This window comes from Paenibacillus ginsengarvi (assembly GCF_003626695.1).
GTDB classification, from domain to species: domain Bacteria; phylum Bacillota; class Bacilli; order Paenibacillales; family NBRC-103111; genus Paenibacillus_AB; species Paenibacillus_AB ginsengarvi.
This window is the reverse complement of record NZ_RBAH01000013.1, coordinates 142,477-158,542: the sequence shown is the minus strand read 5'-3', so window position 1 is coordinate 158,542 and position 16,066 is coordinate 142,477. Positions and strand designations below refer to the sequence as shown.

Here is a 16,066-nt window from a genome sequence, read left to right as displayed (position 1 = left end):
AACGGGAACGGGGGAACGGCATGGCAGACGTACTTCAACCACAATTCGTGGAAATCGGCATCGCCGGAGAGCGGTACGCTTTTCCTATCGAGGACATCCGCGAAATTATAAAAATTCAGCAAATTACCGAAATTCCGAACAGCAAGCCCTATTTGCTAGGCGTGTTCAACCTTCGCGGGACAGTAGCCCCTGTCGTAAGCTTGCGCAAGCGGTTCGGGCTGCCGGAAATCCCGTTCACTCCATCAAGCCGGATCGTTATCGTCAGCGACAAAGAGGCGCTGGTCGGTCTGGTGGTCGATCAGGTGCACCAGGTGATTTCGTTCCCGGACATCCAGCCCCCGCCGGAGAAAACGGGCGGACGCGAGAAGCGGTATGTGGTCGGCATCGGCAAAAACGGCTCGGAGCTGGTTGGCCTGCTGAAGCTGGAGCGCATCTTGTACGACGACACCAATTACGGGTAAAGGAGGCGGGTTGTTATGGATCATCCAATGTCCGCCTATATGGGCGTATTTCTCGACGAGCTGGACGAGCAGCTGCAGATGCTGGATGCCGGCCTGCTGAGGCTCGAGCAGGATCCTGCCGATATGAATACGATTTCGGTCATATTCCGCGCCGCCCATACGCTTAAAGGCTCGGCGGCCGCCATGGGCTTCGAGCCGCTCAAAGATTTGACGCACAGCCTCGAAAACGTATTCGAGCTGATCCGAAACCGGGAGCTCGCCATTAGCGCCTCCATTATCGACGCGCTGTTCCACTCCATCGACTATATGAAGGTGCTGCGGCAGGCGATTCATGACGGCACACTGGAAGAGACCAATATCCGTCCGCTGACCGACACACTCGGCCGGATTTACAAACAAGCGAAGAACGGCGCCGGCGAAAGCGGCAACGACGAAGAAGCCCCTCGCGAGGAGAAAAGCGCGCAATCCGGTTTTCCGCTCGTCCGTCTCGACGAGTTTCAGCGGAATACCGTGCTCGAAGCGATAAACGACGGCTTCCAGGTAATGGCTGTATCCATCAGGCTGAATAGCGACGCCGTCATGAAATCGGTTCGCGCCTTGCTCGTATACAACAATCTGAACGAGCTGGGCGAAGTCGTCGTTTCTTATCCGGCTACCGAGGAGATCGAAGACGAACAGTCGTTCCAGGGCGGTCTTGTGTTCCTCTTCGTCACGAAGGAAAGCCGGCAATCGGTGATCGATACGATCAATCAAACCTCGCAGATCGATGCGTTCCATATCGATTCGATTCACCCTCACAATGTGGACAGCTACTGCGAAGGCCGGACGGTTCCGGTTATTCAGACCGAAGCGGCCCATCCGCCGGCGGGCGAAGAGCTTGCCAGCGAACTGCCGAAGCCGCGTGCGGAGACGGAACCGAAGCCGAAGGTGAGCCAGACGGTGCGTGTCGACGTCGATCGCCTCGAGAAGCTGCTCAATTACGTCGGCGAGCTGATTATCGACAATACCCGGCTGCAGCAATTCCAGAGCCGGTTTAACGCCAATTTCAGAGATCACGAGGATGCCGCCGTGCTGAACGATATATGCAGCCATTTCGGACGCGTCATATCCGACTTGCAAGACGGCATGATGAAAACGCGCATGCTGCCGATCGAGCAGCTGTTCAATCGATTCCCGCGGCTCGTTCGCGATGCCGCGCAAATCGCCGGCAAAGAGATCGATTTCGTGATGGAAGGCAAAGAAACCGAGCTCGACCGCACGCTGATCGAAGAAATCAGCGATCCGATCATTCACCTATTGCGCAACGCCGCGGATCACGGCATCGAATCCCCCGATCAGCGGGAAAGCGTCGGCAAGACGAGACGTGGAAAGCTCGTGCTGAAAGCCGCCCATCAGGAAAACCAGATCGTCATCTCGATCGCCGACGATGGCCGAGGCATCGATCCGCAAAAAGTGAAACAATCGTCGATCCGCAAAGGCTTCATCACCGCCGAGGAAGCGGAGCGGATGACGGACAAGGAGCTCGTATTCCTCATCTTCCAATCGGGCGTATCGACGGCGGACAAAATTACCGATTTGTCGGGACGCGGCGTCGGCATGGACATCGTCCGCTCGCATATCGAGAAGCTTAGCGGCATTATCGATATCGACACGTCGGTTGGCGAAGGCACCGTCATTACGATCAGGCTGCCGCTCACGCTGGCGATTATCCGCTCCCTGCTCGTAAGGCTCGGGCCGAGCACCTTCGCGATTCCGCTCGTAAACGTCATCGAGATCGTCCGGCTGCGGCACGACGAAATCCGTACGATCCAGGGACGGGAAGTATGCGTCATACGCGGCACGGTTTTTCCGCTCATCCGCATGCACCGCAAAATGAACATGCCGCAAACGGAAGCGGAGCGCGAAGGCAAGCGCCTGTTCGTCGTCGTCGTCGGCATCGCCGACAAACGCGTATGCCTTGTCGTCGACAGAACCGTCGGCAACCAGGAAATCGTGATCAAATCGCTTGGCCGCTTCGTTGGCGATGTCCCCTACATTTCCGGCTCGACCATACTCGGTGACGGTCATGTCGCGCTTATTCTCGATGTGGGCGCGATCGTGAAGGAGGAAGGCTCCCTTTACGCCTCCCACGAAGCGGAGCCGGTGGAGCATAAAGCGAAGCACACCGAGCAGCAGCTCGTAACGTTTACGCTGGAAGAGGAGCAATACGGGCTCAGCATCCATAAAGTCAAAGAAATCATCAAGGTGCCGCCGGTTACCAAAATGATCGACGCCCCTCCCCATATGCTCGGTCTTGTTAATTTGCGCGGTGCGCTCCTGCCCGCCTTCGATCTTCGCCGCTGCTTCGGCTTGCCTCCCAAAGCGCACAGCGAGGATTCGAGGATCGTCGTCGTCGAGACGAACAGCCGCGATGTCGGCATCCTGATCGACAAAGTAACGGAAGTGCTCAAAGTGTCGGGAGGCGAGATCGAAACCGCCCCGGCCCGGACCGGGGGCGGAGACAGCCGCGCGATTCACGGCATTTACAAGAAAGGCGACCGGTTCGTCATGCTGCTCGATATCGACCGCATACTGGATGAGCGCTAACGGTCTGGGTCAACGCCCGCTTGACGCCGCCTAGGCAGCGAACCTATGCCAGAAGGGAGATTCGGGCCATGCTTTTGACCAGAGAAGACGGTATCCGCGTGTTATGGTGGAACGAGGATGTGACACTCAAAAACGTTGACGATTTCCGGCTGGCCGTGCGGAAGCTGCTGGACTCGGAGGAGAACTCTCTCGTGCTCGAGCTGCGCGAAGTCATGTATGTGAACAGCGGGGCCCTCGGCATCATCGCCGATGCCGTTCGACAAGGAGATCGCCACCGGAAGCAGCTCGTCATCGCGGGCATCGAACCGACCGTCGGCGAAATTCTCAGCATCGTCAAATTCGGCGCGTTCATCCGGCTGTTCCGGCAGCGCGAAGAGGCTGTCGCTTACATCCGTTCAGGGCCGGCTACGTAGGCGGGTTCGGCTTAAGCGCCATTTCGGAAGTGGAGGCGAACAAGGATGAGCTGTTTGCAGAACCGTTCCGGACACGGGAACGTGCACAAAAGTCTGGAGGTCCGGGATCGGGACGACATTTTGACAGCGATGCAAATGACCAGAACGCTTGCGGAGGAACTCGGCTTCAGCGCCGAGGAAACGTTGTTTTTGCAGCTTGCTACGGAAGAGGCCTGTACGAACGCCCAAAACTACGGCGCCTTGGAGCACTCGGGCTATTTCGAAATAAAGTGGAGAGCGGATGCTCCTACCATAGAGATCGTTATATGCCAGGAAAGCCGAACGTTCGACGTCGATCTGAGCACCCCGGCGGCTCTAGCGAAAGGAGGCGACGTTACGCGCGGACGCGGACTCGTCCTCATCGCCGGCATTATGGACGAGCTGCACCTTGCTCGCAGCGGAACGCGGGTCGAATTGACGATGCGCAAAACACGCAAGCTTCCCCGCGACGCCACATAAAAGCCGTAGCAGCTCTATCCAAAAAAGCACCCCTTACCCGCCGGCTTACTCCCGAGGGAGCTGCCTATGCAGCCAGTAAGAGGTGCTTTCTTTAACTAATCCAGCGGGCAACCGCGCCGGGCCTAGTCGATCAGTCCGGCCTTTTGCAGCATACGCTGAACGACAGCCGCCGTTTCCGCTCTCGTAATCGGGCTGCCGGGCATAAGGCCCGCCTCGCTTCCGTTCATGATGCCGAGCTTCACGGCCGTAGCGACAGCGGGTTTGGCCCAGGCGCTTACCGCCTCGCTCCCGGCAGCTCCGGACAAGACCGCTTCGATATCGGAGGAATTCCCGCCGGTTGCGAAACCTGCCGGCTCCATCGCCCGCATCACGATAACCATCGCCTCTTCGCGCGTGATGGTGGCGCCGGGACGGAACGAGCCGTCCTCATATCCGGCAATGATGCCGTATTCCTGCGCTGCCGCCACGGCCCCTGCGTACCAGTCGCCGGACCTTACATCCTTGAATCCGGCCGCGTTTCCAGCCACCGGTACCCCCAGCGCCCGCACGACAATCGCCGAGAATTCGGCGCGCGTTACCGCAGCGCCCGGGTTGTAGCGCGTTGGTTCGGTCCCGTTCACGATCAGCCGCGAGGCCAGATCGTTCACCGCTTGCTTCGACCAACTTTGCTCCACATCTTCAAAAGATAGGCGATGCCGAATGATCGCGTAAACGCTATTCGTTAAACTGTGGGTAACCGCAAACGTTTTTCCGTCCCTCTGTCTGAAGAAAGTCGGCACATGGCGGAGCTTTCCGTCCTGCTCGATAACGACGGCGGTAGTCGCCTCATCCGCCCGCATTCCGTCCGGCAGCGGGATTTCCCGCTTGACGAACGAGCGGAACCTGCTTATTTCCTCGGTCTCGCCTTGATACGTCCCCGTGAGCCGGAACTGTACAGGCTGCCCGATTAACGTTATCTGGCTGTTCCCGAAAAGGTCCGCGCTCCACAGGTCCGGGTCCGGCTTGACGATTCCGATCTCAAGCCGCACCTCGATGTTCTTGAGCGCTTCTGCACCCAGCTTCGCGGCCAAAGTCTCGATTCCGATTTCCGCCGCGGGTACGCTGTAATTTCCATAAGGCGTTTGAACTTCCCATACGGCTTGTTTTCGTTCCATCGCCTTGATGATATCCCCCGGCAAAACTACGGTTACACGATCCGTCCCGGACGGAATCTGCAAGCTTACAGTCGGTTTCAGATCCGTCTCGCCCAGCAGCGTCTGAAGCTGGAGCGCATCTACCGTAACGGTCCAATCGCGATTCGCCGCCGTTGCCGTCACGATTCGCTCGTAGAAGCGTCCGTTGAACAGGAAGCGGATTCCGTCAGTCGGCTGCTGCGGCTTCGTGTTACCCGTAACGGGCTCTTCGCCCGGCGACGCTGGAGAAACCGGCGACGACGGCTCCGGAACCATTCGCTCTATGGTAATGACATAGTTTTTCATCATACCGTTCTGGGCGACGACCTCGATGCTAATCGTATTGGTGCCTTCCTTCAACTCCACCCTGCCATCCGGCACTTCCTTGCCGTCAACTACGATTTTCGCCGAGGCATGGCGTTCGTAGACTGCCGACGAAACCGTTGTTTCGTACGAGCTTTCATATACGCTGGCGTAGTAGGAGAACGTGCCGCACTCGAATGCAGGGCTCAGCTCGATCCCCGCCAGGCTCAGCGCCTGCAAAGTCGCATCCCCGCTAAGCGGCACAGCGATAGCTTCGTTTGAGTACAAACTGTTTCTCCCGTCGCTGTTCGCCACGACGGTGAAGTAATAGCTCGTGCCATTTTCCAGCCCCGACGCCGTGTACCCATACGTAGCGCCGCTTACCGTTGCCATCGGTGCTGAACCGTAGCCGCGCGAAGAGGTACCGCCGTACACGCTGTAGGAAACGGCTCCCTGTACGTTTTGCCAGTTCAGCGAAACTACACCGTCTCCTGCCAGAGCAACAAGTCCGACAGGGGCTGCAGGCCCCCTCGTAACGTCAACCGCATACGATTTCATTGTGCCGTTCTGGGCGATTACCTCGATGACGATCGTATTGTCCCCTTCGTTCAGAGGAATCGCTTCGGTCGCCTGACCGCTGAAAGCTTCCTTCCCATTCACTTTGAGCTGCGCAAAACTCTCATACACCCATCCCGTTACCGTCACCGAACTGACGCCGTTCAGAACGCTCGCCTTGTAGCTTGTCGTATCGGCTGCAAAAAGCGGGTTCAGCATCGTATCCGAAACGATTAAACCGCTTAAATCCGCATTGCCGCTTGCCGTCCATTTGGCGTACAGCGTCGTATTCCCTGAAATGATTGCGGAGAATGAAAAAGGGGTCGTGAAGCCTGCGTCCCGATACCAGCCGCCGAACGTGTGCCCCGCCTTCGCAGGATTCACAGGCTCTTGGGCCGATGCTCCATAGCTTACGGCCTGACTGTTCACGGCCGTACCGCCTCCGCTATTGAACACAACCGAATAACTGTCCGTTGCCCATTTGGCATGCAGCGTTATGTCCTCGGTGATCGGCGTCGCGAACTGAAACGGGATCGTAAGCGTTTCGTCCGTATACCAGCCGCCGAACGCATAACCCGGCTTGGTCGGGTCTGGCGTTGCCGCAACCAGGCCGCCATAGCTCACTTCCTGACTGCTCACGACCGTACCCTCGTTTGTATCGAACATGACCGTATGACGGTCCGTTGTCCAGTTCGCATACAGAGTCGTATTTCCCGTAATGACCGTTGTGAACGTAAAAGCGCTCGTGAGGCCGGGGTCTGCGTACCAGCCTTCAAATGTGTACCCCAGCTTCACCGGGTTCACAGGCTCCAGAGCCGTTCCGCCGTAGCTCACAGCCTGACTGTTCACAGCCGTGCCGCCGCGACTGTCGAACACAACCGCATAGCTGCCCGTCGCCCATTTCGCATACAGCGTTATGTCTGCGGTGACCGGTGTAGTGAACTGAAACGGGATCGTGAGCGTTTCGTCCGTATACCAGCCGCCGAACGTATAACCCGGCTTGGTCGGGTCTGGCGTAGCCGCAACCAGGCCGCCGTAGCTCACCTCCTGACTGCTCACCGCCGTCCCCTCGTTCGTAGCGAACATAACCGTGTAATCGTCCGTCGTCCAGTCCGCATACAGCAGCATACTTCCGGTTATAGCCGTTGTGAACGTAAACGCCGTCGTGTGTCCCGGGTCCGTATACCAGCCTGCGAACGTATACCCCGCTTTTGTCGGAGCATCAGGCTCCGAGGCCAAACTGTTGTAGCTCACCTGCAAACTGCTCACGGCCGTTCCGCCGCCACTGTCAAACGACACGGTGTACGTTTCCGCCGTCCACTTCGCATGCAGCGTTATGTCGTCCGTTATAGGCGTCGTAAAAGAGAAGGCGGTCGAAAATCCTGCATCCACATACCAGCCGCCGAACAGGTAGCCCGATTTCACTGGGTCGGCAGGCGCAACCGCCGTGCTGTTGTAAGCTGCCGTCACGCTGCTCACGGCCGTGCCTCCATCGCTATCGAACGATACGGAATACGTTTCCTCCGCCCATTTCGCATGCAGCGCTATGTTGTCCGTAATAGGCGTCGAAAAGGAGAAGGCGGTCAATAATCCTGCATCTACATACCAGCCGCCGAACAGGTAACCTGATTTCACGGGATCAGCAGGAGCCAGAGCCGTGCTGCCGTAGGTAACACTCTGGACGCTTACCGGCGTCCCTCCGTAGGTGACGAACGTGACCGTGTACGGATTGGCGATCCACTTCGCGTGAAGCGTCGTATTTCCTGTGATTAAAGTATCGAAATCGAACTCCTGCGCCAAGCTTTCGTCCGCATACCATGCGCCGAACGTGTGACCCGTTTTTGTCGGATCGGCGGGTTTGGTCGCCAGATTGCCGGAACTCACCATCTGACCGCTTACGGCCGTGCCTCCGTTACTATTAAACGTCACCGCGTACTTGTTGTCTGTCGTCCAGTTCGCATAAAGCGTCATATCCCCGGCAATCGGTGCCGAGAACAGGAACGGCTGCGTAAAGTCCGGGTCCGTATACCACCAGCCAAACGTATAAATCGTCAGATCGGGTAAAACGGCTGTCTTCGTTGGATCGTCCGGCTTCGTCGCCAAACTGCCGTAGTTCACTGTCTGGCTGTTCACCGCCGTGCCGCCGTTGCTCTCGAACGTGATCGTATAGCTGAGTGGAGTCCACTTCGCATACAAGGTCGTATTCCCGGTTATCGCCGTCGTGAAAAGGAAATCCGCCGTCAAGCCCGCGTCCGAATACCAGCCGCCGAACGTATATCCTGTCTTCGCCGGCGCGGCAGGCTCCGTGGCCGTACCGCCGTAATTCACCGATTGGCCGCTCACCGCCGTGCCGCCGTTTGTCGCAAACGTGACTGTGTAAACGGCAGGCGTCCACTTCGCATACAGCGTCACATCCGCAGTAACCGCCGAGGCAAATGAAAAGGCAGTCGACAGGCCTACATCCGAATACCAGCCACCGAACGTATCCCCCGCCTTCGCCGGCGCGGCAGGCGTCGTTGCCTTACCGCCATAACTCACCGTCTGGCCGCTCACCGCCGTGCCGCCGTTACTTTCGAACGCGACCGTGTAGCTGTTAACCGTCCATTTGGCATACAGCGTCGTATTGCCCGTAATCGCTGCCGCGAACGAAAAGGCTGTCGTCAGGCCAACATCCTTATACCATCCGCCGAACGTATAACCCGTCTTCGTTGGGTTGGCAGGCTCTGTGGCCGTACCATTGTAGGTGACCGTCTGGCTGTTCACCGCCGTGCCGCCGTTACTCGCATAGGTAACCGTGTAATTATTAAGCGTCCACTTCGCGTACAACGTCGTGTTGCCGGTAATCGCCGAGCTGAAGTTATAAGCCGTCGTCAAGCCTGCATCTTTATACCACCCGCCGAACGTGCTTCCCGTCTTGGTCGGCGCTGCAGGCGCCGCAGCCGTACCGCCATAGCTTACCGTCTGATTGCTCACCGCCGTACCGCCGTTAGTCGCAAATGTAACCGTGTATGTATGGATCGTCCACTTCGCGTACAGTGTCGTAGCAGCCGAAATCGCCGTGCTGAAATTAAACGCCGTCGTCAGGCCCGCATCCTTGTACCATCCGCCGAACGTGTAGCCCGCTTTCGTCGGGTTCGGCGGCGCAATCGCTTGGCTGCCATAGTTCACCGTTTGTGTGCTCACCGCCGTGCCGCCGTTTGTATTAAAGGTGACGGCGAAGGTGTTGACCGTCCACTTCGCGTACAGCGTCGTGTTCCCTGTGATCGCTGTGCTAAAATTAAACGCCGTTGTCAGGCCTGCGTCCTTGTACCAACCGCCGAACGTGTAGCCCGCTTTGGTCGGGTTCGGCGGTGCAGCCGCTTGGCCGCCATAATTCACCGTCTGGTTGTTCACCGCCGTACCTCCGCCGCTGTTAAACGTGACGGTATAAGCATTCAGTCCCCATTTGGCATACAGCGTCATATTGCTTGTAATACCGGTATTGAAGGAATAAGCTTGCGTCAAACCGGTGTCCTTGTACCACCCCTGGAACGTATATCCCGATTTCGTCGGATCGGCCGGTTTGGCAGGAATCGCGTTATACCCTACCGACTGGCTGAGGACGCCCGTGCCTCCGTTGCTGTTATAAGTGACCGTATAGTTGATCGCGTTCCATTTGGCGTACAGGTTCAGATCCCCCGTTATCGCGGTCGTGAAAGCGAACGGCGTCGTCAGGTTCGCATCCTTGTACCATCCTCCGAACGTGTAACCCGTCCTTGTCGGATTGGCAGGTGCCGTGGCCGTACCATTGTAAGTCACCGTCTGGCTGCCAATCGCCGTGCCGCCATTGCTGTTGAAGTAAACCGTGTATTTGCTTTTTTGCACGTTCGCAATCGTGATATTGTCCAGCTTTAATCGCGACGGCGCGAGATCGTCCTCGAATGTCCATAATATTTTAATACTGCTCACATTTTTCATCTGGAAAAGCTGCCCGGCATTCAGCAGCGACGAAAGCTTGACCGAGCCGGTCCCGACGCTCAGCTTCGCTCCGCCGGCATACGTGTAATTGTCGATCGTCGTAATCATCGAACCTTTGGAGTCGTATAGCGTAATGTGCAGAAAATCGAGCTTGAGCCCGCTGCTCGTAGCGCTGAAGCCCAAATCCTGAAATGTAAAGCTTCCGATAACGGAAGCGCCCTCGGCCTTAATCATCATATAACCCGGAATGCTCGCATCCGTTTGCGTTTGCGGCCATAAACTCGTTCCGTTTTTTACAAGATCCTTGTTGACGAGAAACTTGTCTCCGGTTTTATTGTAATCGCCGCCCAGTGCGACCAGAGTGCCGCCAAAGTCATACGTACCGTCGGTCACACCTGTAGCGACCGCATTCGCCGTCGGAACCGGTACAGCATGAAAGACCAGCAGCGCCGACAATAACAGCAAGCAAACAAACCGGACCCGGCGCCGTAAACTTAACGTTCCTGACATGCCCCTCCCTTTCTCCGTCCTTTCTCCGTCCTGCTCCATAATATGTATCTCCTCCTTCGAAACTAGATTCTCGCTTTCAGCAACTGCGCAGAACTCCGGCACACAGAAAAACCCTGCAATTATGATTCATAATCACAGGGTTCGAGCATCCTCGTGGTGTCGATTCTCGTTCGGATTTGCCGAAACGCCATGTTGTCTATTGTCGGGTTCCGCGGTTGTAACCATCCATTTTGCAGAATAAGCCTTCCTTCTACGCATCAATCAGTATACATCCGGAAGCGATAAGCGAGCAACAAAAAAATGCGAACTGTTTCAAATAGCCGCTTCCGGTATGACTCATTGGGGCTATATACGCCTTAGCCATACAATGGTATCATTTTGAACGGATAAGAAGGAGGTTAAGAGATGCAGAAATGGATTATGGCTGTATTGTTTTTCGGTGCCTGCGCCTTCGGATTGATTATGCTTATGGTGACCGCAGGCGGGGATAAGCCTGCGAAAGAGCAGGAAGCGCAAGGGCCGGCGATGCCGAGCGTAACGCTGGATCAGGCGGCGGCGGAAGCGCTATACAAGCAGTCTTGCATCGCTTGTCACGGCAACCAGCTCGAGGGCAAGATCGGGCCCAATCTGCAAAAGGTCGGGGCAAAGCTTACGGAAGCGCAGCTGTACAAGCTCGTGCTGAACGGAAAAGGCGGAATGCCCGCGTTCAAAAGCTCCCTGAAGGAAGAGGAAGTCGCCAATCTGGCGTTATGGCTGGCCCAGCATAAATGAGACATGGTTCAGAAAGTCGCACTTCGCGTTAAGGAACACAAAAACACGCCCGACACGGCGTGTTTTTGTTTCCGGCACAGTTTCGGCTACGGTGTGTTTCCGCGGCCAATAGACATTTTCCCGGTGCGTCGCTCCATATACAGCTGATACTGATAGACCATAAAGCTGAACCAAAATCCGCTGGCCAGCAGCCCGGCTAGCACATCGCTCGGATAATGCACGCCGAGATAAATCCGGCTTATGCCGATCATGCCGATAATCGCGCAGCTGGTTATAATTAGCAGCACGCGTCCGATACGCGTCCGAATATGCCGCCAAAGCAAAAACGCGAGCGCCCCGTACAGAGCGATTGCCCCCATCGTATGACCGCTCGGGAAGCTGAAGCCGGTCTCTTCGATTAACCGATGCACACTTGGCCGCTCCCGATGGAAGACGATCTTCATCAGTTGATTCATCACCGCCGAGCCGCCCACAACGCAGCACAAAAAGACAAGCTCCAATCGGTGCCGGAGAACGACATATAATAAGACGATCGACAGGAGCGCAACAAGCGCGGAAACTTTGGCAGAACCGAGAACCGTGAACAGCTCCATGACTTTCGTAAGCGAAGGCGACTCGAAGCTTTGCACGAAGGAGGCTACGCTCAAATCTAGAGAGCTTGCAGGATTTCGAGTAGCTGCAAACGCCAAAGCTCCGAAACCGAGCAGCAGCGGCAAGCCGAAGTAAAGCGGGTAGTACCTGTTACGCGGCGACTTTCTCAAAAAGCGTCCCTTCTTTCTTGTACCGATATGCTAATTCCGAACGCCCGACCGCTAATAGGCCGGTTCGTTTTGATGGATTTTTACGCTTAACACCAGCCCGACCGCCAGCATATTAAGCAGCAAAGAGCTGCCGCCGTAACTGATGAAAGGCAAGGAAATGCCGGTTAGCGGCACGAGCCCGACATGCATGCCGACATTGACGAATATTTGAAACACGAACATGCACGCAATCCCGATCACCACGTAGGAACCGGTCAATTCCTTGCCATCTCCTACGATTCGGACCATCTGATAAATGAGCAGGAAATAGAGCAGCAGCAGCAAGGCAGCACCGATGAAGCCATGCTCCTCGCCGATCACGACGAAGATGGAGTCCGAGTACACATAAGGAATGTATCCGTTCTGCGTGAAAAAACCGCTGCTTCCGCTCAACCCGCCCACGCCGATCGCGCGCATCGCATTTTTGACATGCCACGATTTATCCGGATCGCTTGCCGGGTCCAGAAACGTTTGCAGCCTCGAGATTTGATGAGACTTCACAAGATTGGACAACAGCTCGTAATCCGAATAATACAGCCAAATCACAGCCCCGATGCAAAGCGCGGCGGCGCTTAAACCGATGAGCAAATAGGTCGCCCGTATGTTTCCCTTCCACAGCATCCCGAGCAGTACGCCGACAAATACAAGCGCTGTGCCCAAGTCAGGCTGCTTCATAATCAGAATCGTCGGAACGATGAAGATAGCCAGTATCGGAACGATATCCTGAACAAGCCGAAGCTTCTCGCCGGCCCGCTTATTTAAAAGATGGGCGGCAAGCAATATAGTGGAAATCTTTACCAGCTCCGACGGCTGAATCTGAAAATTTCCGATCGTCAGCCAGCGAACCGCCCCGTTAATGTTTTCCCCTTTCCACTTGACCCATACAAGCATCACGATTCCGATCGCGTATAACACATAAGACAGCTTGCCCGTGAGCAGCCGGTAGTCGAATAAAGCAACCAGCAGCATCGGCACGCAAAACAGGCCGAACAACATCATATTGCTGCTATGCAAACCTTCCAGTCTCGTCCCCCTAGTAGCCTCGTAAACGGCGAAAGTGCCGATCGCTACCAGGCAAGTCATGACCGCTAATACAAATAAGTCCAGTTTTTTAAGCTTGTCGAAATAATTCATCTGCAATCCTTTACTGCCTTAGTTTTAAGAACACAGTTTTGCGGATACGATCCTTGCCGGCCAGGCGGTTACCGATCCTTGGGCAACAGCCTTGCCCGTGCAGCTAACGCAAACGATCTATTCGCCGGAGTTTTCATACAGCGAACTGAGCACGAATCGCCCTTGATAGCTTTCCTGGCTCCGCAGCGATAGCGAGTTGTTTTTCCATTCGTAGATGTCGAGCCCGTTCTCTCCCGCACCCATCGTCCATCCAAGCAGGATCTCGCCGCTTCCGTCCCGGTTCAGATCGGCTACCCCGGCATAGTCCAGGCCGCGGCCGTAGCCTTTCGTATCCCAGACGACATGCCAGCGTTCCTGCTGCCTTTTCAATAAGGCGGCTTTGATCGCTTTGTCCGTCCGGCCGCCCTCCTCGTATACGACGATCGCCTCGTCGAAGCCGTCGCCGTCCACATCCCCGAACGAGATGGCGTCACCGCCCGCTCCGCTTCCCGCGACAGCAATTTTGGCCCCGGCAGGCAGCATGGCGCGAAGGTCGCCCGGGTCGTCCGTGCCAAAGGAACCGGCTGCTAACCGCGGCGGCTTGATCAGATCGATCGGGGCTGCGGGTATGCCGCATCCGCAAATCCATAAAAGCGCAGCGGCGGCAAACAGGGCCCGAAAGCGCCGGCGGCGGCTGGTCTTGGTACGGCTCTGCTCCTTCATCATCGTTTCCATTCTCCTATTCTAAAGGGTCGGTACGAATAAAGGGTTATGAAATAGTTAAAATGGTGTCCGGATCAGGCTGCATCGGCAAATAAATGCCAACCTTCGTTCCTTGGCCGGGTTCGCTCTCGATAACGAGCCGCCCGTTATGAAGCTTGACGATTTCCTCCGAAATCGCCAGACCGAGACCGCTCCCGGCTTTTTTTCCGTTTCCTTTGTAAAACCTTTGTCTCACTTGTTCCAAATCCCGCTCTTCAATTCCCTCTCCCGTGTCCTCGACGGTGATGACCGCCTCTGTTCCGTCCGGCCGGGCGCACAGCCGAATCGAACCGCCGCTGCCGGTAAATTTGAATGAATTGTCCAGCAGATTCACAAGCACCTGCTTCAGACGGCTTTCATCGGCGTACACAGGCTGCATCTCCTCCGCTTGCACGCTTAGCTCTATGTTTTGCCGGATGGCTCTTGGAGCAAGCTGTCTTCCGACGTACCGCAGCAATTCGGAGAGCTCGACCGGAGCGCGGGCCAGTTCCATGCGGCCGCTGTCCAGCTTGGAGAAGTCGAGCAATTCGTCCACCAGCTTCGTAAGCCGGTCTGTCTCCGCCTCGATTATATCGAGACCTTCCTTCAGCAACGCTTTGTCGTCGTTATGGCCATATTTCAAAGTGACGGCCCAGCCTTTGATCGAGGTAAGCGGGGTGCGGATTTCATGGGACACGGAGGAAAAAAACTCGTTTTTGAGCAGCTCGTGCCGCTCGATTTTCATCGCCATCCGATTGAACGTATCGGCCAGCGCTCCCAGCTCGTCCCGGTACCGTTTCGCGGCTCTTGCCTTAAAATCGCCCTCCGCCATCTTCTCCGCAGCTTGCTTCAGCTCCGTAATCGAGCCGGTAATCATTCCGGACAGCAGCATGCCCAGCACGGCGACAATCGCAATCACGGCAAGCCCGATGACGATCAGGATGATCGTAATATGGCGGATCGTAGCCGCTGAATCCGTCAGCGAGGATACGAAACGGACCGCTCCTACCGTGGCGCCACCCGCCTTGAGCGGATAAGAAGCTGCAGACACGGCTTCTTTCGTCGATAGCTCGCGCCCTTTCCATGCCGCTGCATCTCCGCCAATCGCGGACCTGACATCCGGATAATCGGTCATCGTTTTACCGGCCCGTTCCCCCAAAGTGTCCCGGAGAAGCAGTCCGGACGCGGCGATAATCTGAACCTGGGCGGAGCTATTTTGCGCAAATCCCCGCAGCAGCCGTTCGGCTTGCTCCGCTACGTCCTCTACGGCGAAATATTGCTCATAAAAAGAGGCGGATATTTCCGCCTGATTCATCAGGATGCGTTCGATGTTGCCGTAGTAATAAGCCCGGACAAGCCCGATAAGAACCGCTTCCAAAATACAAACCGTAATGATGATAACGATCAGGTAACTGCCGACGAGCCGTTTTCGGATTCCCAAACGTTCAACCGTCCTTTCTCCAGCGATACCCGAGCCCCCATACCGTTTCGATCAGCTGCGGTCTGGAGCTGTCGTCTTCGATCTTCTCCCGCAGCTTGCGAATATGAACGTCTATCGTCTTCGGATCGCCCACGAAATCCTCGCCCCACACCAGATTGAGCAGCTCGTTTCTGGACAGCGCTTTATCGGGGTTTTCCAGAAACACCTTGACGATTAGCTGCTCCTTCGGCGTCAATTCGATCCAGCAATCGCGCTTGTACAGCTTGTTCGCATCGAGGTCGAGCCGGATCGGGCCGGAATGAAGCACGTTCCTTTCCGGCCGGACCGCATGGCTTGTACGGCGCAATACGGTCCGGATGCGGGCCGCAAGCTCGAGCGGATTAAACGGTTTGACCATATAATCGTCGGCCCCGAGCTCGAGTCCCCTGATTTTGTCCCAATCGCCGCCGCGCGCTGTCAAAATGATGATCGCAATATACGGATCGACTTCCCTAAGCTTTGTGCAAAATTCAAAGCCGTCCATGTCCGGCAGATTAAGATCAAGCACGACAACGTCCGGCTTTTTCACGTGCAAGCTGCTTAGCGCCGGTCTTCCCAAGGCGGATTCGGTTACTTCGAAGCCGCTTCTCTTTAGTTGGATCGTTACAAAACGTCTGATAGAATCGTCGTCTTCGACAACGAGTACATGGTTTCGGTTCGTTTCTTCCATCTCGGCCTCCTGATCGTGGTCTTAACGAAGAAAACA

11 protein-coding genes are annotated in these 16,066 nt (G+C 56.2%); 5 read left to right on the top strand and 6 right to left on the bottom strand.

The genetic code is table 11. The features are described 5' to 3' along the window. Nucleotides 1–20 precede the first annotated feature (20 nt). The 4 genes from D7M11_RS18760 to D7M11_RS18745 all read left to right on the top strand — a co-directional run bounded on the left by D7M11_RS18760 (nt 21) and on the right by D7M11_RS18745 (nt 3,958). Nucleotides 21–461 carry a chemotaxis protein CheW gene (locus tag D7M11_RS18760; RefSeq protein ID WP_120748772.1) on the top strand — a complete coding sequence of 147 codons (441 nt, stop codon included), beginning with the start codon at nt 21–23 and terminating at the stop codon, nt 459–461. A gap of 15 nt (nt 462–476) precedes the next feature. Further along, nucleotides 477–3,047 (top strand): chemotaxis protein CheW, encoded by a 2,571-nt coding sequence (locus tag D7M11_RS18755; RefSeq protein WP_120748771.1) that lies wholly within the window; start codon nt 477–479, stop codon nt 3,045–3,047. Nucleotides 3,048–3,115: 68 nt separating this feature from the next. Then, nucleotides 3,116–3,460: an STAS domain-containing protein gene (locus tag D7M11_RS18750; RefSeq protein ID WP_120748770.1), complete on the top strand. Its 345-nt coding sequence runs from the start codon at nt 3,116–3,118 to the stop codon at nt 3,458–3,460. A 45-nt stretch (nt 3,461–3,505) separates the two neighbouring features. Continuing rightward, nucleotides 3,506–3,958 (top strand): ATP-binding protein, encoded by a 453-nt coding sequence (locus D7M11_RS18745; RefSeq protein ID WP_120748769.1) that lies wholly within the window; start codon nt 3,506–3,508, stop codon nt 3,956–3,958. 122 nt (nt 3,959–4,080) lie between these two features. Here D7M11_RS18745 and D7M11_RS18740 read toward each other — a convergent pair whose 3' ends face one another. Then, on the bottom strand, nt 4,081–10,494 hold the full coding sequence (locus D7M11_RS18740; protein ID WP_120748768.1) for an InlB B-repeat-containing protein: 6,414 nt from the start codon (nt 10,492–10,494) through the stop codon (nt 4,081–4,083). 366 nt (nt 10,495–10,860) lie between these two features. On the opposite strand from D7M11_RS18740, the gene D7M11_RS18735 reads away from it, so the two are divergent. Further along, the gene (locus D7M11_RS18735) at nt 10,861–11,226 is read left to right on the top strand and encodes a c-type cytochrome (RefSeq protein ID WP_120748767.1); all 366 of its coding nucleotides are present in this window, start codon (nt 10,861–10,863) and stop codon (nt 11,224–11,226) included. An 86-nt stretch (nt 11,227–11,312) separates the two neighbouring features. On the opposite strand, the gene D7M11_RS18730 is transcribed toward D7M11_RS18735, so the two are convergent. The 5 genes from D7M11_RS18730 to D7M11_RS18710 all read right to left on the bottom strand — a co-directional run bounded on the left by D7M11_RS18730 (nt 11,313) and on the right by D7M11_RS18710 (nt 16,030). Further along, a complete protein-coding gene (locus D7M11_RS18730) occupies nt 11,313–11,987 on the bottom strand; it encodes a phosphatase PAP2 family protein (protein WP_240041195.1) in 675 nt (224 codons plus the stop codon). A 51-nt stretch (nt 11,988–12,038) separates the two neighbouring features. Continuing rightward, nucleotides 12,039–13,160: an FtsW/RodA/SpoVE family cell cycle protein gene (locus D7M11_RS18725; protein WP_120748765.1), complete on the bottom strand. Its 1,122-nt coding sequence runs from the start codon at nt 13,158–13,160 to the stop codon at nt 12,039–12,041. Between the two features lie 117 nt (nt 13,161–13,277). Further along, nucleotides 13,278–13,865: a hypothetical protein gene (locus D7M11_RS18720; RefSeq protein WP_240041194.1), complete on the bottom strand. Its 588-nt coding sequence runs from the start codon at nt 13,863–13,865 to the stop codon at nt 13,278–13,280. Between the two features lie 43 nt (nt 13,866–13,908). Next, entirely contained in the window at nt 13,909–15,321 is a 1,413-nt protein-coding gene (locus tag D7M11_RS18715; RefSeq protein ID WP_120748764.1) for a sensor histidine kinase, read from the bottom strand. Nucleotides 15,322–15,325: 4 nt separating this feature from the next. Next, a complete protein-coding gene (locus tag D7M11_RS18710; protein WP_120748763.1) occupies nt 15,326–16,030 on the bottom strand; it encodes a response regulator transcription factor in 705 nt (234 codons plus the stop codon). Between the last annotated feature and the right edge of the window lie 36 nt (nt 16,031–16,066).

Coding starts and splice junctions, on each gene's coding strand:
- D7M11_RS18720 (WP_240041194.1), bottom strand. CDS start 13,865: ATGATGAAGGAGCAGAGCCGTACCAAGACCAGCCGCCGCCGGCGCTTT.
- D7M11_RS18745 (WP_120748769.1), top strand. CDS start 3,506: ATGAGCTGTTTGCAGAACCGTTCCGGACACGGGAACGTGCACAAAAGT.
- D7M11_RS18725 (WP_120748765.1), bottom strand. CDS start 13,160: ATGAATTATTTCGACAAGCTTAAAAAACTGGACTTATTTGTATTAGCG.
- D7M11_RS18750 (WP_120748770.1), top strand. CDS start 3,116: ATGCTTTTGACCAGAGAAGACGGTATCCGCGTGTTATGGTGGAACGAG.
- D7M11_RS18755 (WP_120748771.1), top strand. CDS start 477: ATGGATCATCCAATGTCCGCCTATATGGGCGTATTTCTCGACGAGCTG.
- D7M11_RS18710 (WP_120748763.1), bottom strand. CDS start 16,030: ATGGAAGAAACGAACCGAAACCATGTACTCGTTGTCGAAGACGACGAT.
- D7M11_RS18760 (WP_120748772.1), top strand. CDS start 21: ATGGCAGACGTACTTCAACCACAATTCGTGGAAATCGGCATCGCCGGA.
- D7M11_RS18735 (WP_120748767.1), top strand. CDS start 10,861: ATGCAGAAATGGATTATGGCTGTATTGTTTTTCGGTGCCTGCGCCTTC.
- D7M11_RS18740 (WP_120748768.1), bottom strand. CDS start 10,494: ATGGAGCAGGACGGAGAAAGGACGGAGAAAGGGAGGGGCATGTCAGGA.